Below are 21,799 nucleotides of genomic sequence, written 5' to 3'. Positions count from 1 at the left end.
GTATTTCCTGCTCAACAGTCCAAGTCAAATAAGATTCAATCGTGCGCGCCTCATGCGTGTTTTGTATAAGGCAAATGCGACACAGCACGATGTGCAATCGGTCGGGCAGGAATAGGGAACGCCGGCCGGACACCCGAGGGTGCGGCCAAGCGCGGTGCCGGTCACGCTTTCGGCGTCGCCAGCAAAGCCTTCAGGTTCGCCAGGCGCGCCTTCGGGGTCAGTACTTCGGTTTCCTTCGGTGGAGCATCGCCGATGTCGAGGGCCATTTCCTTGATGAAGCGCGACGGATCGCAATGCACCAGTTCGCCGGCGCGCTTGCGCTTCTTGCACCAGGTAACGTGCAGGCTGCGCTGGGCGCGGGTAATGCCGACATACATCAGGCGCCGTTCCTCCTGGATGCGTGCGGCGATTTTCTCGATCGGATCGTCCGGATCGCCCTTGTGCGGCAGGATGCCTTCCTCGCAGCCGACCAGGTAGACGTGCGGATATTCCAGCCCCTTGGAAGCGTGCAGGGTCGACATGCGGATCGCATCCGGCTCTTCGTCCTTCCCTTCCAGCATCGACATCAGCGCTACCATCTGCGTCAGTTCGAGCAGGTTCTTTTCCTCGCCATCACGCTCGCGTCCACCGCGCCCGCGCTCCTTGAGCCAGTTGACGAATTCCAGCACGTTCTGCCATTTGCCCTGGGCAGCGCGGTCGTCGAAGTTCTCGTACAGGTAATGCTCGTAATTGATCTCCTTCATCATGTCGTCGAGCAGCTCGGCGGCATTGTCGCCGCTGCCGGAGGGGCCGGGACGGGTCGCGCGCGATTCCAGCTCGTTGATCCAGTGACAGAATTCGCGCAGCGGGATCAATTGCCGGTCCTGCAGCCTGGCCTCGATGCCGCCCTTCAGCGCTGCCTCGAACAGCGAACAATTCCACTGCTTGGAAAACTCGCCGAGCGCCTCGATGGTCGCCATGCCGACCCCGCGCTTGGGCGTGGTGATGGCGCGAATGAAGGCCGGATCGTCGCCTTCGTTGGCGATCAGGCGCAGGTAGGCGATGACGTCCTTGATCTCGGCCTTGTCGAAGAAACTCTGGCCGCCCGAGATGGTGTACGGGATACGCTCCTTGCGCAGCGCCTGTTCGATGACACGCGCCTGGTGATTGCCGCGGTACAGGATGGCGAAGTCGGACCATTTGTTCTTGCGCTGAAAATGGTCGGCCGAGATCATGATGGCGACCTGGTCGGCTTCCTGCTCGTCGCTCTGCATGCCCAGCACCCTGATCGGCTCGCCGAGACCGTGTTCGGACCACAGCGACTTTTCGAACAGCTTCGGGTTATTGCCGATCACGGCGTTGGCTGCCTGCAGGATGCGCGTGGTCGAGCGGTAGTTCTGCTCCAGCTTGATCACGCGCAGGTCGGGAAAGTCGGTCTGCAGGGTTTTCAGGTTTTCCACCGAAGCGCCGCGCCAGGCATAGATCGCCTGGTCGTCGTCGCCGACGGCGGTGAACATCGGCTTCTTGCCGAGGCCCGTCACCAGCAATTTCACCAGTTCGTACTGGCAGGTGTTGGTATCCTGGTATTCGTCCATCAGCAGGTAACGCAGGCGGCGCTGCCAGCGGTCGCGGATCGGCTCGTTATTTCTAAACAATTCCACCGGCAGGCGGATCAAGTCGTCGAAATCGACCGCCTGGTAAGCCTGCAGCGTCGCCACGTAGCTGCGGTAGATGCGGCCGGCCTGCGCTTCGTCCTCGTCGCGCGCATCGCGGATCGCATCGTCCGGGTCGACCAGACCGTTCTTCCATAGGGAAATCGCGTTCTGGATGCTGCGGATTTCCTGCTTATCCGTGGTCATCGCCAGGTCCGAGACCACGGTGTAGCAATCGTCGCTGTCCATGATCGAAAAGCGGTCCTTGAGGCCGACGCCGGCCGCTTCCTGGCGCAGGATCTTGACGCCCAGCGAGTGGAAGGTCGACACGGTCAACTGTTTCGCCTGCTTCGGTTGCTTGAGCAGCTTGCCGATGCGTTCCTGCATCTCGAGCGCAGCCTTGTTGGTGAAGGTCAGCGCAGCGATCGTGCGTGGATCGTAGCCGCGGTGCTCGATCATGTAGGCGATTTTCTGGGTGATCACGCGGGTCTTTCCCGAGCCGGCACCGGCCAGCACCAGGCAGGGGCCGTCGAGATAGAGCACGGCTTCGCTTTGCGGACCGTTGAGGCCGAAGTTTGGGGTGTTGGACATGGGAAAGTATTTCTGGAGGGACAGTTAAGCATTGTAGCGAAGGCGGGCTCAGCCTGCGCGTGACTGTATGTAATCGGCCACGCAATCGTTTATAGGCCATTGATGAAGGTGATAAGTCGCGCGCTGTGGCGTGCTTGTAGAAATGCCCCCGCATCACCATTTATGACGTTTGCGGCTCGCCGGGACAATTGAATTTGCCCGCCCGAGCACGGATTCGACCTGAAAAGAGACGACACGATGAAATTCGAACACCTGATTGAGATTAACGATCCGCTCAACCCGCTGATGGACACGATTACGCGCGAACAGTTGTGGCGTGGCCTGGTGCTGCGTGCGGAAGACCCGAAGCGCTTCGTGCCGCACCTGGACGAGTGCACCATTGACGAGCGCGACAGCGGCAGCTTCAAGCGCCGCCTGCGCTATGGCGACCTGGTGATCGCCGACCGTGTGGTGCTGACGCCGCTGCAGGAAGTGCGTTTCGATGTGCCGGCCCAGGGTGACATCGCCAAATCCAGCCTGACGATGTCGATCGAAACACCGTCGGAGCATTCGCTGGTGGTGCGTTTCCGCTACGACGACGGCAACCCGTCGGCAACCGACGATACCGGCAAGATGTACGAGGATTTCAAGAAGTCCGCCTATCACGAGGCCGACATCGACACGGTCAAGATCGTGCGCCAGTTGGCGGCCGGGGGTAAGCTGGACGCCAGCTACCTGAACTGATTGTCCCGAAAGCATGCCGTCATGTTCGAACCAAGTCACGGCAGCTGTTCAGCAGTGCGTGTCATGGCTGCATACGGACACGATTGAAAGCAAACATTCGTCCGATGGACAGGAACCCGAGACTAGCCGGGCTGTCTATGCTCAGGCGTGATCGAAACACCACGTGTTGAACTGGGCAGCACTTGCCGACCTGGGGTTCCGTTATCGGGGGGAGCGTACATGGAGACAGGTGTAAGCCCAGCCGTTCATGACGGCTGGCCTTGTCGTTGGCGGCGGCGCAGCCGCCGCCAACGCAACGGCATTCGAATAGTCGATCGGTATTTTTAGTGCTTCAAAAAGCAAAGGCACAAAGCAAAAAGCCCCGCTCAGATCACTGAGCGGGGCTTTGCTTATAACTAGCCTGACGATAACCTACTTTCACACTGGTTGCAGCACTATCATCGGCGCAAAGTCGTTTCACGGTCCTGTTCGGGATGGGAAGGGGTGGTACCGACTTGCTATGGTCATCAGGCATGACTTGTACGGGTGCGTCGTGCTGTGCGCGACGCCACCCTGAATCTGGAAGAAGTATTTTCTGTAATCTGTGGTGTTGCCTGTATCAACAAACAGCCGAACCCTCGTCTTTGGCATGACTGCCAAGGTTATAGGGACAAGCCGTACGGGCAATTAGTACTGGTTAGCTTAATGCATTACTGCACTTCCACACCCAGCCTATCAACGTCCTGGTCTCGAACGACCCTTCAAGGAGCTCAAGGCTCCGGGAAATCTCATCTCAAGGCGAGTTTCCCGCTTAGATGCTTTCAGCGGTTATCTCTTCCGAACTTAGCTACCCGGCAATGCCACTGGCGTGACAACCGGTACACCAGAGGTTCGTCCACTCCGGTCCTCTCGTACTAGGAGCAGCCCCCTTCAAATTTCCAACGCCCACGGCAGATAGGGACCAAACTGTCTCACGACGTTTTAAACCCAGCTCACGTACCACTTTAAATGGCGAACAGCCATACCCTTGGGACCGGCTACAGCCCCAGGATGTGATGAGCCGACATCGAGGTGCCAAACTCCCCCGTCGATATGAACTCTTGGGAGGAATCAGCCTGTTATCCCCAGAGTACCTTTTATCCGTTGAGCGATGGCCCTTCCATACAGAACCACCGGATCACTATGTCCTACTTTCGTACCTGCTCGACTTGTCGGTCTCGCAGTTAAGCACGCTTATGCCATTGCACTATTAGCACGATGTCCGACCGTACCTAGCGTACCTTCGAACTCCTCCGTTACACTTTAGGAGGAGACCGCCCCAGTCAAACTGCCTACCATGCACTGTCCCCGACCCGGATCACGGGCCAAGGTTAGAACCTCAAACAAACCAGGGTGGTATTTCAAGGATGGCTCCACGAGAACTGGCGTCCCCGCTTCAAAGCCTCCCACCTATCCTACACAGATTGGTTCAAAGTCCAATGCAAAGCTACAGTAAAGGTTCATGGGGTCTTTCCGTCTAGCCGCGGGTAGATTGCATCATCACAAACATTTCAACTTCGCTGAGTCTCGGGAGGAGACAGTGTGGCCATCGTTACGCCATTCGTGCAGGTCGGAACTTACCCGACAAGGAATTTCGCTACCTTAGGACCGTTATAGTTACGGCCGCCGTTTACTGGGACTTCAATCAAGAGCTTGCACCCCATCATTTAATCTTCCAGCACCGGGCAGGCGTCACACCCTATACGTCCACTTTCGTGTTTGCAGAGTGCTGTGTTTTTATTAAACAGTCGCAGCCACCAGTTTATTGCAACCCTTTCACCCTTCTGCAGCAAAGCAGTCAAGTTACCGGGGCGTACCTTTTCCCGAAGTTACGGTACCAATTTGCCGAGTTCCTTCTCCCGAGTTCTCTCAAGCGCCTTAGAATACTCATCTCGCCCACCTGTGTCGGTTTGCGGTACGGTCTCGTATGACTGAAGCTTAGAGGCTTTTCTTGGAACCACTTCCGATTGCTTCGTAGCACATGGCTACACGTCCCAGTCCCTTGAATCCCGCGCCCGGATTTGCCTAAGCGCCTTCTATGAACCAGAAACCAGCTATTCCAACAGCTGGACAACCTTCCGCGATCCGTCCCCCCATCGCATCATACGACGGTGCAGGAATATTAACCTGCTTCCCATCAGCTACGCATCTCTGCCTCGCCTTAGGGGCCGACTCACCCTGCTCCGATGAACGTTGAACAGGAAACCTTGGGCTTACGGCGTGCGGGCTTTTCACCCGCATTATCGCTACTCATGTCAGCATTCGCACTTCCGATACCTCCAGCATCCTTTACAAGACACCTTCTCAGGCTTACGGAACGCTCTCCTACCATATCCAATAAAGGATATCCGCAGCTTCGGTGACTGGCTTAGCCCCGTTACATCTTCCGCGCAGGACGACTCGATCAGTGAGCTATTACGCTTTCTTTAAATGATGGCTGCTTCTAAGCCAACATCCTGACTGTTTTAGCCTTCCCACTTCGTTTTCCACTTAGCCAATCTTTGGGACCTTAGCTGGCGGTCTGGGTTGTTTCCCTCTTGACGCCGGACGTTAGCACCCGACGTCTGTCTCCCAAGCTCGCACTCATCGGTATTCGGAGTTTGCAATGGTTTGGTAAGTCGCAATGACCCCCTAGCCATAACAGTGCTCTACCCCCGATGGTGATACTTGAGGCACTACCTAAATAGTTTTCGGAGAGAACCAGCTATTTCCAGGTTTGTTTAGCCTTTCACCCCTACCCACAGCTCATCCCCTAATTTTTCAACATTAGTGGGTTCGGACCTCCAGGGCGTGTTACCGCACCTTCATCCTGGCCATGGGTAGATCACCTGGTTTCGGGTCTACACCCAGCGACTGTCGCCCTGTTCGGACTCGATTTCTCTACGGCTCCCCTATCCGGTTAACCTCGCCACTGAATGTAAGTCGCTGACCCATTATACAAAAGGTACGCCGTCACCCCACGAAGAGGCTCCGACTGTTTGTATGCACACGGTTTCAGGATCTATTTCACTCCCCTCCCGGGGTTCTTTTCGCCTTTCCCTCACGGTACTGGTTCACTATCGGTCGATTACGAGTATTTAGCCTTGGAGGATGGTCCCCCCATCTTCAGACAGGATTTCTCGTGTCCCGCCCTACTTGTCGTACGCTTAGTATCACCGTTCGGATTTCATGTACGGGGCTATCACCCGCTATGGCCGGAGTTTCCAATCCGTTCCACTATCCGATCGACTATCACGTACAAGGCTCATCCCATTTCGCTCGCCACTACTTTGGGAATCTCGGTTGATTTCTTTTCCTGCAGCTACTTAGATGTTTCAGTTCGCCGCGTTCGCTTCGTACACCTATGTATTCAGTGTACGATGACCCAAAGGGCCGGGTTTCCCCATTCGGAAATCTGCGGATCAAAGCTCGTTTGCTAGCTCCCCGCAGCTTATCGCAAGCTACTACGTCCTTCATCGCCTGTAATCGCCAAGGCATCCACCATGTGCACTTATTCACTTGTCCCTATAACGTTGGCCCCTGCATGAGTGTCAGGGAACGTCATAATTACAAGAGTTCAGCTTACTTTGTTTGTTGATACATACAGATTACTACCCTAAGTGTCCAATTTACCTTTCGGTACATTGAACGCTTAAAGAAAACTTTACTTCTTCCAGATTGTTAAAGAACGAAAAAACAGTGATCGCTAAAAGATCAAACCTAAACACACGCTGCCGCGCTGCTTACGTTTGTGCTTTCGTTTGCTGCCAGATACTTGGTGGAGGATGACGGGATCGAACCGACGACCCCCTGCTTGCAAAGCAGGTGCTCTCCCAGCTGAGCTAATCCCCCGGTACGTGCTACCCGGCGACAACTTGGTAGGGCTGGTTGGACTCGAACCAACGACCCCCGCGTTATCAACACGGTGCTCTAACCAGCTGAGCTACAGCCCCGAAACACTGTTCTTTACTGTTCAACAGCCGATAAGCGTGGACGCTTGATGCTGGGCTTTCGCCCCGGTGCTACTCTAGAAAGGAGGTGATCCAGCCGCACCTTCCGATACGGCTACCTTGTTACGACTTCACCCCAGTCACGAATCCTACCGTGGTAAGCGCCCCCCTTGCGGTTAAGCTACCTACTTCTGGTAAAACCCGCTCCCATGGTGTGACGGGCGGTGTGTACAAGACCCGGGAACGTATTCACCGCGGCATGCTGATCCGCGATTACTAGCGATTCCAACTTCACGCAGTCGAGTTGCAGACTGCGATCCGGACTACGATACACTTTCTGGGATTAGCTCCCCCTCGCGGGTTGGCGGCCCTCTGTATGTACCATTGTATGACGTGTGAAGCCCTACCCATAAGGGCCATGAGGACTTGACGTCATCCCCACCTTCCTCCGGTTTGTCACCGGCAGTCTCATTAGAGTGCCCTTTCGTAGCAACTAATGACAAGGGTTGCGCTCGTTGCGGGACTTAACCCAACATCTCACGACACGAGCTGACGACAGCCATGCAGCACCTGTGTTCAGGCTCCCTTTCGGGCACACTCCAATCTCTCGGAGCTTCCTGACATGTCAAGGGTAGGTAAGGTTTTTCGCGTTGCATCGAATTAATCCACATCATCCACCGCTTGTGCGGGTCCCCGTCAATTCCTTTGAGTTTTAATCTTGCGACCGTACTCCCCAGGCGGTCTACTTCACGCGTTAGCTGCGTTACCAAGTTAATTAAAACCCGACAACTAGTAGACATCGTTTAGGGCGTGGACTACCAGGGTATCTAATCCTGTTTGCTCCCCACGCTTTCGTGCATGAGCGTCAGTCTTGACCCAGGGGGCTGCCTTCGCCATCGGTGTTCCTCCACATCTCTACGCATTTCACTGCTACACGTGGAATTCTACCCCCCTCTGCCAGACTCCAGCCTTGCAGTCTCCAACGCAATTCCCAGGTTGAGCCCGGGGATTTCACGTCAGACTTACAAAACCGCCTGCGCACGCTTTACGCCCAGTAATTCCGATTAACGCTCGCACCCTACGTATTACCGCGGCTGCTGGCACGTAGTTAGCCGGTGCTTATTCTTCAGGTACCGTCATTAGCCGGAGATATTAGCCCCAACCGTTTCTTCCCTGACAAAAGAGCTTTACAACCCGAAGGCCTTCTTCACTCACGCGGCATTGCTGGATCAGGCTTGCGCCCATTGTCCAAAATTCCCCACTGCTGCCTCCCGTAGGAGTCTGGGCCGTGTCTCAGTCCCAGTGTGGCTGGTCGTCCTCTCAGACCAGCTACTGATCGTCGCCTTGGTGAGCCTTTACCTCACCAACTAGCTAATCAGATATCGGCCGCTCCAGGAGCACGAGGTCTTGCGATCCCCCGCTTTCATCCATAGATCGTATGCGGTATTAGCGTAACTTTCGCTACGTTATCCCCCACTCTTGGGTACGTTCCGATATATTACTCACCCGTTCGCCACTCGCCGCCAGGTTGCCCCGCGCTGCCGTTCGACTTGCATGTGTAAAGCATGCCGCCAGCGTTCAATCTGAGCCAGGATCAAACTCTTCAGTTCAATCTCTGTTTGTCGAAACCGGCATTGCTACCGATTTCGAAATCGATCCACTGGATCGATTTCGCTCACTCAAAATACTGACCGTCACTCATTGCTGAGCAACGTATTTCTTTTTCGTGAACATTTGATAATTTAAGTAATCAGCAGCGCTTTCGCAACTGCCGGCACCTTCATCAAACGCCCACACTTATCGACTGTTTATTGTTAAAGAACTCGTATTCGGTACTGCCTTGCTGCATTTTGCGAATCGTTTTGTTCGTCAGCAGCAGAGAAGTGAGATTATGCAGTGTTTCGCTTGCTTCGTCAACCCCTCTTTTTTCTTCAGCGCCAGCGGCCTTGTCAAAAAAGCCAGCTCAACCTCTTGATTCGGTTCAACTTTTTACTGCGCTGCAGAAGCAGGACGCGAACTATAGCAAATGGATGAGCCATCGCGCAAGCCCCCATTGTACCAGTAACACCAGTTGGCATTCGGCTTGCTAGACTGGACATCACATTCGGTATCCACCGGACGTAGACCGATCGCCACGCCGTTCGTTGTTCCGCTTCGGTACAGGTGCTCCATTAATGAACAGTGGTATTCCAGTGAACAGAGCCGCAGTCCAGGGCCGTCAAGGAGACATGGAATGACTCACCGACATGCAGCCGCAGAACCGCTCCACCCCGTCACGCCGCCGCACGGATGGAACCCCGACATGGCGGCGGCGATCGCCACCTCGCACCGGCGCTCCCACGAATACGGACTGTACCCCGGCGTCCATCCCGACTTCGCGCCCCTGTCCGGATCCGACCTGTCATTCCTGGTGGAGCGCAACCGCATCCTGCACACCCATGCGGTGCCGGCCATGGAAACCCTATACCAGCAGATCGCGAATACCCATAACATGGTCTTGCTGACCGATGCGCAGGGGGTGATCGTGCATTCGCTGGGCGACGCCGACTTCCTGGAAAAGGCCAACCGGGTCGCATTGACCGCGGGCGTCGACTGGTCAGAGGAAAGCAAGGGCACGAATGCGATCGGCACCGCGATCGCCGAACACGCCCCCGCCACGGTGCACGCCGACCAGCACTTCCTGGCGGCCAATCACTTTCTGACCTGCTCGGCGGCGCCGATCACCGACCACGGCGGCAACGTGGTCGGCGTGCTCGACGTCAGCGGCGACCGCCGCAGCTTCCACAAGCACACCATGGCCCTGGTGCGCATGTCGGCGCTGATGATCGAAAACCAGCTGTTCGCCGCCGCCTTCGAAAATGCGATCACCCTGCACTTCCATGCGCGCCCGGAATTCATCGGCACGCTGATGGCGGGGATCGCCTCGTTCACGCCGGGCGGTCGCTTCCTGGCGGCCAACCGCAACGGCCTGTTCCAGCTCGGCCTGTCCTGCCCCGCCCTGCAGGCCCATACCTTCAGCTCGCTGTTCGGCCTGCCCCTGTCGGCCTTGTACGACCATTACCGCAGCGCCGCCCCCGGCCTGCTCGACTTGAACATGCACAACGGCGTGCGCGTGCGCGGGCGTGCAGAACTGCGCCTCACCAACGGCATGCATGTGCTGACCGGTGCGTTCGAGCCCATGCCCGCGGCGCAACCGGTCGCCCAGCCAGCGCCCAGGCCCGCGCCGCGCCGCATGTCCAGCCTGCGCTACCTGAACACCGGCGATGCGCAGCTCGAGCAGGTCATCGCCAAGGTCGGCAAGGTGCTCGGACGCGACGTGCCGATCCTGGTCATGGGCGAAACCGGCACCGGCAAGGAATTGCTGGCCCAGGCCATCCACAACGATTCGCCGCGCGCCGCCGGCCCCTTCGTGGCCGTGAACTGCGCCTCGATCCCGGAGACGCTGATCGAATCCGAACTGTTCGGCTACGAGGAAGGCGCCTTTACGGGCGCGCGCAAGAAGGGCGCCAGCGGACGGCTGCTGCAGGCCAATGGCGGCACCTTGTTCCTGGACGAGATCGGCGACATGCCGTACTCCCTGCAGGCGCGGCTGCTGCGCGTGCTGCAGGAACGCATGGTGACGCCGCTGGGCAGCGGCAAGTCGATTCCCGTGGACATGGAACTGATCTGCGCCACCAACCACGACCTGCGTAAGCGCATCGCCGACGGCCTGTTCCGCGAAGATCTGTACTACCGGCTGAACGGACTGGTGGTCAAGTTGCCGCCACTGCGCGAGCGCACCGACCTAGAGACGGTAGTCAGGAAGATCCTGGTTGGCGAACGCGAGGATGGCCGCCACCGCATCTCGGACGAGGTGCTGGCCCTGTTCCGGCGCCACCGCTGGCCCGGCAATTTCCGCCAATTGAACAACCTGCTGCGCACCGCCGTCATCATGGCCGGCGACGAGCACGAGATCGGCCTGCGCCACATGCCCGACGACTTCCTCGACGACATCGCCGACACGCCGGCTGCCTTCGCCGGCACGTCCGCCGTCCCGGCGCCGGCGGCGCCGGTGGCCGGCGCCAACCTCGAGGAACTGGAGCTGGCGGCGATCCTGCAAGCGCTGGCGGCCAACGGCGGCAACATCTCGGCCACCGCGCGCGCGCTGGGCGTGTCGCGCAACACGATCTATCGCAAGCTGCCGCACCTGCGCTAGCGCGGGGGAAGTCAGATCGACGGCAAACCGGCCGACTGCCAGCGCGCGCCGTCCTTGCCGATCGTGAGCCGGTCACGCCGGAGAGGTCCGCCGCCAGCGCGTGGGAACGGCATGCGCCCATGACCATGAAGGCAGTCGGCGGCAGGCACGCGCGTTGGACGACGGTGCGCATCGGCAGCATGCAAGCGCCCGGTCAGATCCCGGTGGCCAGCTTGAACACCCACACCGAGCCGCCCTGCTCGAGGAAGTTGACCTTCCTGGCGACTTCGCCGCCCCACAGCGGCACTGCGCCGCCCCAGCCGGAAACCACGGCCACGTACTGCACGCCGCCGTCTTCCCAGGTCACCGGCGGCGCCACCACGCCGGAGCCGGTCTGGAACTTCCACAGTTCCTTGCCGGTTTTCGCGTCCAGCGCCTTCAGGTAACCCTCCGGCGTGCCATGGAACACCAGCCCGCCGGCGGTGCTCATCACCCCGCCCCACAGCGGCGCCGTATTTTTGGCTTCCCAGACGATCTTGCCGGTCTTCGGATCGACAGCGCGCAGCACGCCGATGTAGTCGTCGAACAGCGGCTTGATGGTGAAGCCGGCGCCCAGGAAGGCGCCGCCCTTCTTGTAGCTGATCGGTTCGTTCCAGATGTCCATGCCCCATTCGTTGGCGGGCACGTAGAACAGGCCGGTCTGCGGGCTGTAGGCCATCGGCATCTGGTTCTTGGCGCCGAGGAAGGCCGGCGCCGCGAACACGGTGCTGCCCTTCTTGCCATCCTGTGCCTTGGTCGGGTCGCTCGGGCGGCCGGCCTCGATGAATTTCGGGCGTCCGCTCTCGATGTCGATGCCGCTGGCCCAGGTGATCTTGCGCACGAACGGGAAGGCGTTCTGCAGCTTGCCGGTCCTGGCGTCGATCACGTAGAAAAAGCCGTTGCGGTCGGCCTTGCCGCCATAGCGCTTGCCATCCATGTCGAAGGTGACGAATTCGTTGGCGCCGTCGAAATCCCAGGAATCGTTGGGCGTGTTCTGGTAGGCCCACTTGATTTGCCCGGTCTGCGGGTCCAGCGCCAGCGTCGACGACGAGTACAGGTTGTCGCCCGGGCGCAGGTGGCTGTTCCACGGCGCCGGGTTGCCGGTGCCGAAGTAGGCCATGCCGGTGGCGGGGTCGTAGGTGCCGCCCATCCAGGTCGAGGCGCCGCCGGTCTTCCACAATTCGCCCGGCCAGCTTTTATTCAGGGTGCCTGTCAGGCCGTTTTCGATTTCCTTGCCGTCCTTGTCGTAGCGGTAGCCCATGTGGCCTTCGACGGTCGGGCGCATCCACAGCAGCTCGCCGGTGAGCGGATTTCTCCCCTCGACGCGGCCGACCACGCCGAACTCGCCGCCGGACACGCCGTTGAGCAGCACGCCATTGGCGATCAGCGGCGCCGCCGTCATCGAATACCCGGCCGCGTAGTCGTCCACCTTTTCCTTCCACACCACCTTGCCGGTGGCCTGGTCGAGCGCCACCAGTTGCGCGTCCAGGGTGCCGAAGATGACCAGGTTGCCGTACAGCGCGGCGCCGCGGTTGACCACGTCGCAGCAGGGCATGATCCCGTCCGGCAACCGGTGCTCGTACTTCCACAATTTGTTGCCGGTCTTGAGGTCGATGGCGAAGATGCGCGAATACGAGGCAGTGACGAACATCTTGCCGTTGGCGACCAGCGGCTGCGATTCCTGGCCGCGCTGCTTTTCGCCGCCAAACGAGAACGACCAGGCCGGCACCAGCCGGGCCACGTTCCTGGTATTGATCCGGGCCAGCGAGGAAAAGCGCTGGCCCTGCGATCCCATGCCGAACGACAGCACGTTGCGGGTATCCTTGGCCGCGTTGTCGAGCATGGCGTTGGTGATCTCGGCCGCATGCGCCGGCAGGGCGAGCGGGGCCAGGCCTGCGAGCAGGACCATGATTGTCTTCTTCAAGTTCGTCTCCTTGTCGTCATGCCGGTGCGATGCCATCGACGCCGTCGTCGCCGGCGGTGTCGTCGATGCCGCGTCGAGGTCACATCAGAAGAAGCCCAGCGCCTTCGGGCTGTAGCTCACCAGCAGGTTCTTGGTCTGCTGGTAGTGCTCGAGCATCATCTTGTGGTTCTCGCGCCCGATGCCCGACTGTTTATAGCCGCCGAACGCCGCGTGCGCCGGATACAGGTGGTAGCAGTTGGTCCACACGCGCCCGGCCTGGATCGCGCGGCCGACGCGGAAGGCGCGGCTGCCGTCGCGCGTCCACAGGCCGGCGCCGAGTCCGTACAGGGAATCGTTGGCGATGCGCAGCGCGTCGGCCTCGTCCTTGAAGGTGGTCACCGAGGTCACCGGCCCGAAGATCTCTTCCTGGAAGATGCGCATGTTGTTGTCGCCCTTGAACACGGTCGGGCGCACGTAGAAGCCGCCGGCCAGTTCGCCCTCGTGGGTGGCGCGTTCGCCGCCGGTCAGCACCTGCGCCCCTTCCTGGCGGCCGATGTCGAGGTAGGACAGGATTTTATCCAACTGCTCCTGCGAGGCCTGGGCGCCGATCATGGTGCCGGCATCGAGCGGATTGCCGGCCTTGATCTTCGAGACCCGGTCGATGGCGCGCTCGATGAAGCGCTCGTAGATCGATTCCTGCACCAGCACGCGCGATGGGCAGGTGCACACCTCGCCCTGGTTCAGCGCGAACATGGCAAAACCTTCCAGGCACTTGTCGAAGAACTCGTCCTCGGCGTCCATCACGTCCGCGAAGAAGATGTTGGGCGACTTGCCGCCCAGTTCGAGCGTGACGGGAATCAGGTTCTGGGCGGCATACTGCATGATCAGGCGCCCAGTGCCGGTCTCGCCCGTGAAGGCGATCTTGGCGATGCGCTTGCTGGAAGCCAGCGGCTTGCCGGCTTCCAGGCCGAAGCCGTTGACCACGTTCAACACGCCGGGCGGCAGCAGGTCGCCGATCAGTTCGACCAGCACCATGATCGAGGCAGGGGTCTGTTCGGCCGGTTTCAATACCACGCAGTTGCCGGCGGCCAGGGCCGGCGCCAGCTTCCATACCGCCATCAGGATCGGAAAGTTCCACGGGATGATCTGGCCGACCACGCCCAGCGGCTCGTGGATGTGGTACGCGTAGGTGTCGTTGTCGATGGTCGAGATCGCCCCTTCCTGGGTGCGGATGCAGCTGGCGAAGTAGCGGAAATGGTCGACCGCCAGCGGCAGGTCGGCCGCCATGGTTTCGCGGATCGGCTTGCCGTTGTCGATGGTCTCGGCGGTGGCCAGCATGGTCAGGTTCTGCTCGATGCGCTCGGCGATGCGCAGCAGGATGTTGGCGCGCTCGGCCGGCGAGGTCTTGCCCCAGGCGTCCTTGGCGGCGTGGGCGGCGTCCAGCGCCAGCTCGACGTCCTCGGCGCTCGAGCGCGCCACCTCGCAGAACGGCTGGCCGCTGATCGGCGTGACGTTGGCAAAGTATTCTCCCTTGGCCGGCGCCACGAAGCGCCCGCCGATGTAGTTGTCGTAGCGCTGGCGGAACGGGTTGGCCACGCCCAGCTTGCTGATGTCCGCGAGATTCATGTCGTCCTCATCTTTCTCCGATTGGTATGGGTCCAGGCATCCCGGATTGCGGCGCCGTGGTCGTGTGAAGCACATGCAGTGCTTCGCAAGCCGCGTGCCAGCCCGCGTTGCGGCGCGTCCGCCGGGCAAGCACCGCCGCGGCTGCATCGTCCACGCGTCGGCGCCGGCCGTTTCTGGTACAGGTGTCACGAACTGGCACACCCCGGCGGATGCGGGGAACACCGGAACGCAACGGCGGTCTGTCGGATGGGCGCATCCGGATAGGCGGCGTCAGGATTCCCGGATGGCAGGTATATTGCTTGGTTGAATAGTCGGCGCAGCGATGCCGGACGCACGAACGATATGGAGAAAAAATGAAGACCACCGCACATCCCCTGCGCGCCATCGCCGCACTGCTCGCCGTCGCCCTGCCGCCGCTCGCCTGCGCCGGCCCGGCCGCCGCGGACGCCGCAGCGGACACGCCGGCCGATGCCCAGGCCGCGCCCGCCTCCCCCATGAACGTGGTGGTCGTCAGCGGCAGCCGCAGCGAGCACCTCAGTTTCGACTTGCCGGCTTCGATCGACGTAGTCGACGCCGAGCGCATCGGCGCGGCCCAGATGCGCGTCAACGTGTCCGAGGCGCTGGCGTCGGTGCCGGGCATCGTGGTGCAGAACCGCCAGAACTATGCGCAGGACCTGCAGATCTCGTCGCGCGGCTTCGGCGCCCGCTCTGCCTTCGGCGTGCGCGGCGTGCGCCTGATCGCCGACGGCGTGCCGGCCACCATGCCCGATGGCCAGGGCCAGGCCGCCACCTTCGACCTCGACCTGGCCGAACGCATCGAGGTGCTGCGCGGGCCCTTCTCCGCCCTGTACGGCAACCACTCCGGCGGTGTGGTCCAGCTGTTCACGCGCACGCCGCAGGGCGCGCCGGAAGTCGAATTCAACGTTGCGGCCGGCAGCTACGGCCAGCGCAAGACCGACGTCAATGCCGGCGGCAAGCAGGGCAATTTCGGCTGGCTGCTGGACGCCTCGCGCTTCGAGACCGACGGCTACCGCGCCCACAGCGCCGCCACCCGCGACCAGGCCTACGCCAAGCTGGTGTTCGACGTGATGCCGACGGCGCGCCTGACCGTGACCGCCAGCGGCCTGCGCCAGGACGACACCCAGGACCCGCTCGGCGTGACCTGGGCCACGTACCAGCGCGACCCGCGCGCCGGCGAGATCGACACCACGGATACGGTGCGTCCCCAGCGCACCCTGGCCGACCGCTACGACACCCGCAAGAGCATCGACCACCAGCAGGTCGGCGTGACCTGGGACCAGCGCTTCGGCGAAGACCGCCTGCGCGTGACCGCCTATGGCGGCAACCGCCGCGTGATCCAGTACCAGGCGTTTTCCAGGGCCTTCCAGGCGCCGGCCAGCCATTCCGGCGGCGTGGTCGACTTCGACCGCGATTTCTATGGCTTCGACGCCAACTGGACCATGGCGCGCCCGCTCGGCGACGGCATGCTGCGCACCACGGTCGGCCTGGAAGCAGGCAAGTCGACCGACGGCCGCCAGGGCTTCGAGAACTACGTGGGCGACCAGTTCGGCGTCAAGGGCCGCCTGCGCCGCGACGAGACCGACGCCGTGAACAACGTCGACCCCTATGTGCAGCTGGAGTGGGAGCGCGGGCAGTGGGTGTTCACCGGCGGCCTGCGCCACAGCCGCGTGCGCTTCGACGTCGACGACCGCTACCTCTCCAACGGCAACGACAGCGGCGGCGTCGACTACCGCCATACCACGCCGCTGCTGGGCGCGTTATACAAAGTGTCGCCGTCGTTGAACCTGTACGCCAGCGCGGCGCGCGGCTTCGAGACGCCGACCCTCAACGAAGTGTTCTATTCCGGCGCCGGGGCCGGTTTCAACTACAACCTGGCGCCCGCCACCAGCACCCACCTGGAACTGGGCGCCAAGGCGCAGCTGGCGCGCGACGTGCGCCTCAACGCCGCGCTGTTCCAGGCGCGCACGCGCGACGAGCTGGTGGTGGACGCCTCCAGCGGCGGCCGTACCAGCTACCGCAACGCCAGCGCCACGCTGCGCCAGGGCCTGGAACTGTCGCTCGACGCCGACCTGCGCGCCGGCTTTTCGGCGCGCCTGGCCGCCACCGCGCTGCGCGCCATCTACGACGAAGCCTTCACCGGCGTGGCCGAAGGCAACCGCCTGCCGGCCGTGCCCAAGGCCAGCCTGTACGGAGAATTGGCCTGGAAGGATACAGCCGAGCGCTTCGGCGCCGCACTGGAGACGATCGCCAACAGTAAAATCTATCCGGACGACGCCAACGCCGCGATTCCGGCGCCGGGCTACGCCATCTTCAACGCGCGCGTGCAGGCGCGCCAGCAATTTGCTGGCTGGCGCGTACGCGAGTATGCGCGCATCAACAACCTGTTCGACCGCAACTACATCGGGTCGGTGATCGTGGGCGACAGCAACCGCCGTTATTACGAGGCGGCCCCTGGCCGCAACTGGATGCTGGGGGCGAGCGCGCAGTACCAGTTCTGATGCCGCCGCCCCGCGCAACGCGGGGCAAGCTTAGGGCTTGACCACCTGCACGCCGTACTTCGCGAACAGGGCCTGCAGTTCGCCGCTGCCGCGCAGATCGTTCAGCGCCGCCTGCAAGCGGCGCGCCAGGTCCACTTGTTCCTTGCGCACCGCCATGCCGATCGCCCAGCCGGCGCGCGGCAGGCGCTCGAACGCTAACTCCTGCAGCGCAAATGCCGGGTCGCCGCGCATGACCGACTCGATCTCGGAACGGGTCGCCAGCACGGCGTCCAGCTCGCCTGCCTTGAGCCGCGCCAGCGCCTGGACCGCGCTGTCGCAGATGCGCACCTGGTCGCGGAAGCGTCCACCGCCTTCTCCCAGCATCACCATGGCGGCGATCGACACCTTTTCCACGCCGATGCGTCGGCCGGCCAGGTCGTCGAGCCCGCCGAACACCGGGATGCTGCGCAGGCTGCGCACCAGGCGCACGGTCTCGACGTGGTAGGGGGCGAAGATCGTCACCTGCGGATTGGCATTCATCAGCATGCGGTCGACCGGCACGTGCAGCATCACGTCGGCCGGACCGTAGCCGAGGTAGTGGCCCTTCCAGACCATGTTGCGCAGGTCGTCGTTCAGGTCGTCGCCGGCGTTGAAGGGCAGCAGGGCCAGCTTGACGCCCAGCCTGGCGGCCAGCGCGGCGCCGAGGTCGGCGTCGATGCCCTGCCCCTTGTCGGAGAACGGCGCCAGGTCGTTGTAGACGGCGACCTTGAGCAGGCCGCCGTCTGCTGCCGGTGCGTCGGCGGCAACGGCAGCGGCGGCATGGCCGGCGATGATGCTGGCGCCGAGCCGCAGGCAGGCGCGCAGCGCGCGGCGGCGCGTGGGGATGAAACGGGTCATGGGTGCCGCCTCAGTCCGCGCTGCGGCGCGATTCGAGGTAGGTCTTGATTGCCCACATCGCTTCCTGGTTGAACACCCCCTCGAACGGCGGCATGTAGACCGCGCCGTTGCGCACCTTGCCGTGGCGGATGCTGGTCAGGTAGTAATTGTCGATCTCCTTGAAGCAGGCCTGCTGCTTCTTCTCGTTCTTGACGCCTGTGCAGTCGCGGTCGAGCAGGCGCAGGTCGGGCGCGATGCCGCCCGATACCGCTTCCAGGCCATGGCAGCGCGCGCAGTTCTGGGTGTAGGCCGAGGCGCCGATCTTGAGGGCCAGCTTGTTGGTTTTATAGGGGTTCTCGTCGCGCCATTTGTCGCCCAGCACCGGCAGGCCGGTGGTATCGACGGCTTGCGGCACCACGTTGCCGTGGGCGCTGGCCAACAGGGAAGCGAGGGTCGCGGCGCCCACGAACAGGGCGCCGCCGAGGATGCGGGTGCTGGGCTTCATGATGTCTCCTGTAGGGTATCGGTCTGATGCCTACATGAGCAATCGGCGTGCCATGGGCGCACGCACGCCGGCCTCCCGGGGCTGGCGCAACGATCCTCGTTTCAAGCGCCCGGTCTCGAACGCTTGCCGTCCCGCGCTTCGTGTCGACCGCCTTGTGTCAATTTGACGCAGGTGTCACAGGCGTGCGCGTGCCAGCGCGCGCGCCGCCGCGTCCGGGTACAGGCGCTCGAGCGTCTCCACGGTCACCTGGCCCAGCAGCGCCTGCAAGGGTCCGGCGGCCGCGGCCGCATCGGGCGCCGCGCGTGCCGTTTGCCACAGGCCTGCCAGCGCGGCCTCCCGGCGCCCCAGGGCCGCCTCCACCTCGGCCTGCCAGAACGGCGGCGCCTCCGCTTCGACGAAGTTGCCGCGCCCGCGGCCGAAGTGCGCCACCGCCAGGTAGCGCAGCACGCTCCCCACCAGCAAGGTGCGGAGGAACGGGTCGGCGAACTGCACGCTCGGGTGCGCGCGCTCGGTGCTGGTATTGAAACCCCAGGCGGCGCCGGCGGCGGTGAGGCCGCCGACGATGGCGCCGATCAGCGCGCCGCCGCCGAGGGTCAGGCCGCCCGCCATCAGGTCCGCCGACAGCCCGGTGGCGGCGCCCGAGACCACCGCGCCCAGCAGGCCGGCCTGCGCCTTGTCGACCGGCGCGCGCACCGCGAAATGCTCGCGCACGCGCGCATTGATGCGGCCGGCCTGGCCCGGGTCCAGGCGGTACAGCCGCAGCAGGCCGACGGTGGTGTCGCCGATGCGCCGCTCCAGCCGCTCCACCAGGCCGGCCATGGCGGTATCCTGGCGCTGCTGTTCTCCCTTGCCGAGCTTGATCATCTTGAGGGCGCTGCGCAGCAGCTTGCCCTTGCCATCATCGTCGGCGACGTCCTGCTCGTCGCGCGCGGCGGCGGCCAGCAGCTGGGCGCTCAGGGCCAATGCGGCGTCGAAGCGGCGCAGGTTCTCGGCCTGCCAGCCGGCCAGCAGGCGCGCATAGCCGGCCTGCTTGGATGGCTCGACCAGCTTGCCGACCCGGTCATAGAACACGTCCTCGTGCACCCAGCAGCGCGCGAACGCATCCAGCGCGAGCACGTCGCGCACGATGCCGTACTGGCTCAAATGCTGCTTCCAGCGCGCCTGCTCGCCCTGCTCCAGGTTGTCCGGACGCGGCGGCCCGAGCTGGTTGAGCAGCACGACCACCGGCTTGTTCAACCATTCGAGGATGCGCATCTCGGCTGCCAGGTAGCCGGCGTCGCGCGGGTCTTCGGAGGAATTCACCAGGTACAGCACCACGTCAGCGGCCTCCTTGGCCGCCTTCAGTGCCTGCTGGCTGAGCCAGAACGGGCGGTCGCGGTAGCGGTCGAACACCTCGCGCAGGAACCAGCCGATCGGATTGCCGGCCATGGCCAGGCGCTTCAGCAGGCGCACCGAATCGCCGAAGCCGGGCGTGTCCCACAACAGCAGGCGGTCGCCGGCGGCGCTGGTCTGCAGCAGGTGCGCTTCCGACGTGACGGTGACGTGGGCGGCATCGCGCACCTCGCCGACGTCGACCCCGACCAGCGTGCGCGCCAGCGTGGTCTTGCCGTTGTTGGTGTGCGAGACCAGCGCGAACTGGATATCCACGGGGTGGTCGCTCATCGCGCCCCCGAGACGGTCAAGCCGCTGCCCATGTCGAGCGGGTATTTGTCGGGGTGGAGCAGGTCGACCACGGTGACGGCGGCGCCGTGGTGATGGCAGAACTGGCGCCACAGGGCGGCGCGCTCCTCGATGCGCGCGTCGAAGCCGGCCTGGCCGGCGCCGCGCTCGACCAGGCCCGATTCGTCGACCAGCACGGCGATGCCGCGCGGGGTGTTGCGCACCAGGTAGTCGAGGAAGGCGCCGTGGTTCTCCTGTTCCGGCGTGGCGGCCAGGTTGAACAGCGCCGCGCTGATGGCGACCTCCTGGTCGTCCAGGCGCGCATCGCGCAGCGTGTCCTTCGGTTCTTCGCCATACGGGCTGGACGGACGCAGCATCAACTGCGCCTGCTCGCCCAGCACCTTGTTCGCCAGCGCAGCCAGGCCCTTGTGGCGCGCTTCGTCGACGGTGAAGCTGTACGGGATCACGCGCAGCACGGATGGGCCGGACGCGCCGATGCGGTCGGCCAGCACGCGATAATAGGGCTGGCCGAGATCGAGCGGGAAGCGGCGGGCGATGCGGCGCGCGCGCCAGCCGGAGACCAGGGCCAGCACGACGCGCGGCAGCACGACCAGCAGCAGCAAGGTGGCTGCATACAGGTGCACCCAGCGCGCGCCGCCGGCGGGCGACGGCGCCTGCACGAAACGCAGCGCCTCGATCTCGGCAAGACTGAAACCCTGGAGCGGGAAGATGGCGAGCGCGGGAGCGAACAGCACCGACAGCAGCGTGTGCACTTGCCGCGCATCGAGAAACGTGCTTTCCCAGCCGGCCGCGTACGCCGTCACCACGCCGCGCGCATACAGCGAGGCGATGGCGCCCAGCGCGAACGCCGCCGCGGCCAGGTGCACGGCACGGCCCAGGCGCAGCTGCGCCAGCTTGGCCGACAATCGCGGCCAGTCGATCAGGTACTGCGTGAGGCCGGCGGCAAGCGGCGCCGGCAGCTTGCGCGGCAGTGCGCTCTTGCCGACCGCCAGTCGCTGCAGCAGGGATGGACTGGCCCAGCCGGTGGATCTGGAGGGAATGCACGCCCACACGATCAGGATCAGGTACACCAGCAGGTTCCAGCCGACGATCAACAGCAGCGGCGGCGACAGCAGGTCGACGCGGTGCGGATCGGCGATACGGTCCAGGCCGGCGCCGGCCAGGAAACCGAACAGCGGCAGCAGCACGGCGAACGCCGGCAGCAGGGGGCGGCGCTGCACGAAGGAAGCGAAGGCGGGCGTGCGTTCGGACAGGCGTTTGAGGATGAGATCGGCGCGTTGCTGCAGGAAGTGATCGAGCGAGGGTGCGCTCTTGCCTTCCGCGGCCTGCCAGTTGGCTAGTTCGCGCGCGCTGCGGCTGGCGTACAGCCTGTCGTCTTCGGAAAGAACCTCGTGTTTGGTGTCCGCCGTTTCGATGGCGCGCATCAAGACGACCTTGCGGGCAGTCCGCTCGTCCATATCCCTCCTATCACTTTGGCAAGTCGATGGAGGTATTGTGCCTGAGATCGCGGATCGGGACCGTACGGTCGGATGAGGACTGGATCCGATGAACGGATTTTGAAAAGCAAAAAGCCCCGCACAGTTCACTGAGCGGGGCTTTGCTTATA

At 62.8% G+C, this 21,799-nt stretch carries 10 protein-coding genes, 2 tRNA genes and 3 rRNA genes; 3 read left to right on the top strand and 12 right to left on the bottom strand.

Annotated features, from left to right (window positions below; genetic code table 11):
* Positions 1-161: 161 nt before the first annotated feature.
* A complete protein-coding gene (locus HH212_RS09015; protein ID WP_170202180.1) occupies positions 162-2,222 on the bottom strand; it encodes a UvrD-helicase domain-containing protein in 2,061 nt (686 codons plus the stop codon).
* A gap of 237 nt (positions 2,223-2,459) precedes the next feature.
* On the opposite strand from HH212_RS09015, the gene HH212_RS09010 reads away from it, so the two are divergent.
* Entirely contained in the window at positions 2,460-2,945 is a 486-nt protein-coding gene (locus HH212_RS09010; RefSeq protein WP_170202179.1) for an SRPBCC family protein, read from the top strand.
* Positions 2,946-3,343: 398 nt separating this feature from the next.
* Here the strand turns inward: HH212_RS09010 and rrf are convergent.
* The 5 genes from rrf to HH212_RS08985 all read right to left on the bottom strand — a co-directional run bounded on the left by rrf (position 3,344) and on the right by HH212_RS08985 (position 8,502).
* Positions 3,344-3,456: ribosomal RNA gene (gene rrf, locus HH212_RS09005) — 5S ribosomal RNA — on the bottom strand.
* A 134-nt stretch (positions 3,457-3,590) separates the two neighbouring features.
* A 23S ribosomal RNA gene (locus tag HH212_RS09000) occupies positions 3,591-6,467 on the bottom strand.
* A gap of 251 nt (positions 6,468-6,718) precedes the next feature.
* Positions 6,719-6,794, bottom strand: a tRNA-Ala gene (locus tag HH212_RS08995).
* A 24-nt stretch (positions 6,795-6,818) separates the two neighbouring features.
* Positions 6,819-6,895 (bottom strand) — tRNA-Ile (locus HH212_RS08990).
* 78 nt (positions 6,896-6,973) lie between these two features.
* Positions 6,974-8,502, bottom strand: a 16S ribosomal RNA gene (locus tag HH212_RS08985).
* The 16S, 23S and 5S rRNA genes sit together here with 2 tRNA genes alongside, the layout of an rRNA operon.
* 692 nt (positions 8,503-9,194) lie before the next feature.
* Here HH212_RS08985 and HH212_RS08980 point away from each other — a divergent pair.
* The gene (locus HH212_RS08980; protein ID WP_170205341.1) at positions 9,195-11,087 is read left to right on the top strand and encodes a sigma-54-dependent Fis family transcriptional regulator; all 1,893 of its coding nucleotides are present in this window, start codon (positions 9,195-9,197) and stop codon (positions 11,085-11,087) included.
* 193 nt (positions 11,088-11,280) lie between these two features.
* Here the strand turns inward: HH212_RS08980 and HH212_RS08975 are convergent, their stop codons facing one another.
* Both HH212_RS08975 and adh read right to left on the bottom strand, forming a co-directional pair.
* Complete coding sequence (locus HH212_RS08975; protein WP_170205340.1) at positions 11,281-13,014, bottom strand: PQQ-dependent methanol/ethanol family dehydrogenase; 1,734 nt, start codon at positions 13,012-13,014, stop codon at positions 11,281-11,283.
* Between the two features lie 99 nt (positions 13,015-13,113).
* Complete coding sequence (gene adh, locus HH212_RS08970) at positions 13,114-14,634, bottom strand: aldehyde dehydrogenase (protein ID WP_170202178.1); 1,521 nt, start codon at positions 14,632-14,634, stop codon at positions 13,114-13,116.
* Between the two features lie 353 nt (positions 14,635-14,987).
* Here adh and HH212_RS08965 point away from each other — a divergent pair, with 353 nt between their 5' ends.
* On the top strand, positions 14,988-17,153 hold the full coding sequence (locus HH212_RS08965; protein WP_170202177.1) for a TonB-dependent receptor family protein: 2,166 nt from the start codon (positions 14,988-14,990) through the stop codon (positions 17,151-17,153).
* A gap of 30 nt (positions 17,154-17,183) precedes the next feature.
* Here HH212_RS08965 and HH212_RS08960 read toward each other — a convergent pair whose 3' ends face one another.
* The 4 genes from HH212_RS08960 to HH212_RS08945 form a co-directional block, all read right to left on the bottom strand.
* Entirely contained in the window at positions 17,184-18,029 is an 846-nt protein-coding gene (locus HH212_RS08960) for a substrate-binding periplasmic protein (RefSeq protein ID WP_170202176.1), read from the bottom strand.
* Positions 18,030-18,039: 10 nt separating this feature from the next.
* Complete coding sequence (gene pedF, locus HH212_RS08955; protein WP_170202175.1) at positions 18,040-18,513, bottom strand: cytochrome c-550 PedF; 474 nt, start codon at positions 18,511-18,513, stop codon at positions 18,040-18,042.
* 174 nt (positions 18,514-18,687) lie between these two features.
* The gene (locus HH212_RS08950; RefSeq protein WP_170202174.1) at positions 18,688-20,175 is read right to left on the bottom strand and encodes a GTPase domain-containing protein; all 1,488 of its coding nucleotides are present in this window, start codon (positions 20,173-20,175) and stop codon (positions 18,688-18,690) included.
* The gene (locus HH212_RS08945) at positions 20,172-21,650 is read right to left on the bottom strand and encodes a DUF2868 domain-containing protein (protein WP_170202173.1); all 1,479 of its coding nucleotides are present in this window, start codon (positions 21,648-21,650) and stop codon (positions 20,172-20,174) included. The genes HH212_RS08950 and HH212_RS08945 overlap by 4 nt, the downstream gene beginning before the upstream one ends.
* Positions 21,651-21,799 lie beyond the last annotated feature (149 nt).

Origin of the sequence: Massilia forsythiae (genome assembly GCF_012849555.1) — a bacterium.
Classification (GTDB): Bacteria; Pseudomonadota; Gammaproteobacteria; order Burkholderiales; family Burkholderiaceae_D; genus Telluria; species Telluria forsythiae.
The sequence above is the reverse complement of the archived record's forward strand: the minus strand, read 5'-3'. Positions and strand labels throughout refer to the sequence as shown.

Coding starts and splice junctions, on each gene's coding strand:
- HH212_RS09015 (WP_170202180.1), bottom strand. CDS start 2,222: ATGTCCAACACCCCAAACTTCGGCCTCAACGGTCCGCAAAGCGAAGCC.
- adh (WP_170202178.1), bottom strand. CDS start 14,634: ATGAATCTCGCGGACATCAGCAAGCTGGGCGTGGCCAACCCGTTCCGC.
- HH212_RS08980 (WP_170205341.1), top strand. CDS start 9,195: ATGGCGGCGGCGATCGCCACCTCGCACCGGCGCTCCCACGAATACGGA.
- HH212_RS08975 (WP_170205340.1), bottom strand. CDS start 13,014: ATGGTCCTGCTCGCAGGCCTGGCCCCGCTCGCCCTGCCGGCGCATGCG.
- pedF (WP_170202175.1), bottom strand. CDS start 18,513: ATGAAGCCCAGCACCCGCATCCTCGGCGGCGCCCTGTTCGTGGGCGCC.
- HH212_RS08960 (WP_170202176.1), bottom strand. CDS start 18,029: ATGACCCGTTTCATCCCCACGCGCCGCCGCGCGCTGCGCGCCTGCCTG.
- HH212_RS08945 (WP_170202173.1), bottom strand. CDS start 21,650: ATGGACGAGCGGACTGCCCGCAAGGTCGTCTTGATGCGCGCCATCGAA.
- HH212_RS08965 (WP_170202177.1), top strand. CDS start 14,988: ATGAAGACCACCGCACATCCCCTGCGCGCCATCGCCGCACTGCTCGCC.
- HH212_RS09010 (WP_170202179.1), top strand. CDS start 2,460: ATGAAATTCGAACACCTGATTGAGATTAACGATCCGCTCAACCCGCTG.
- HH212_RS08950 (WP_170202174.1), bottom strand. CDS start 20,175: ATGAGCGACCACCCCGTGGATATCCAGTTCGCGCTGGTCTCGCACACC.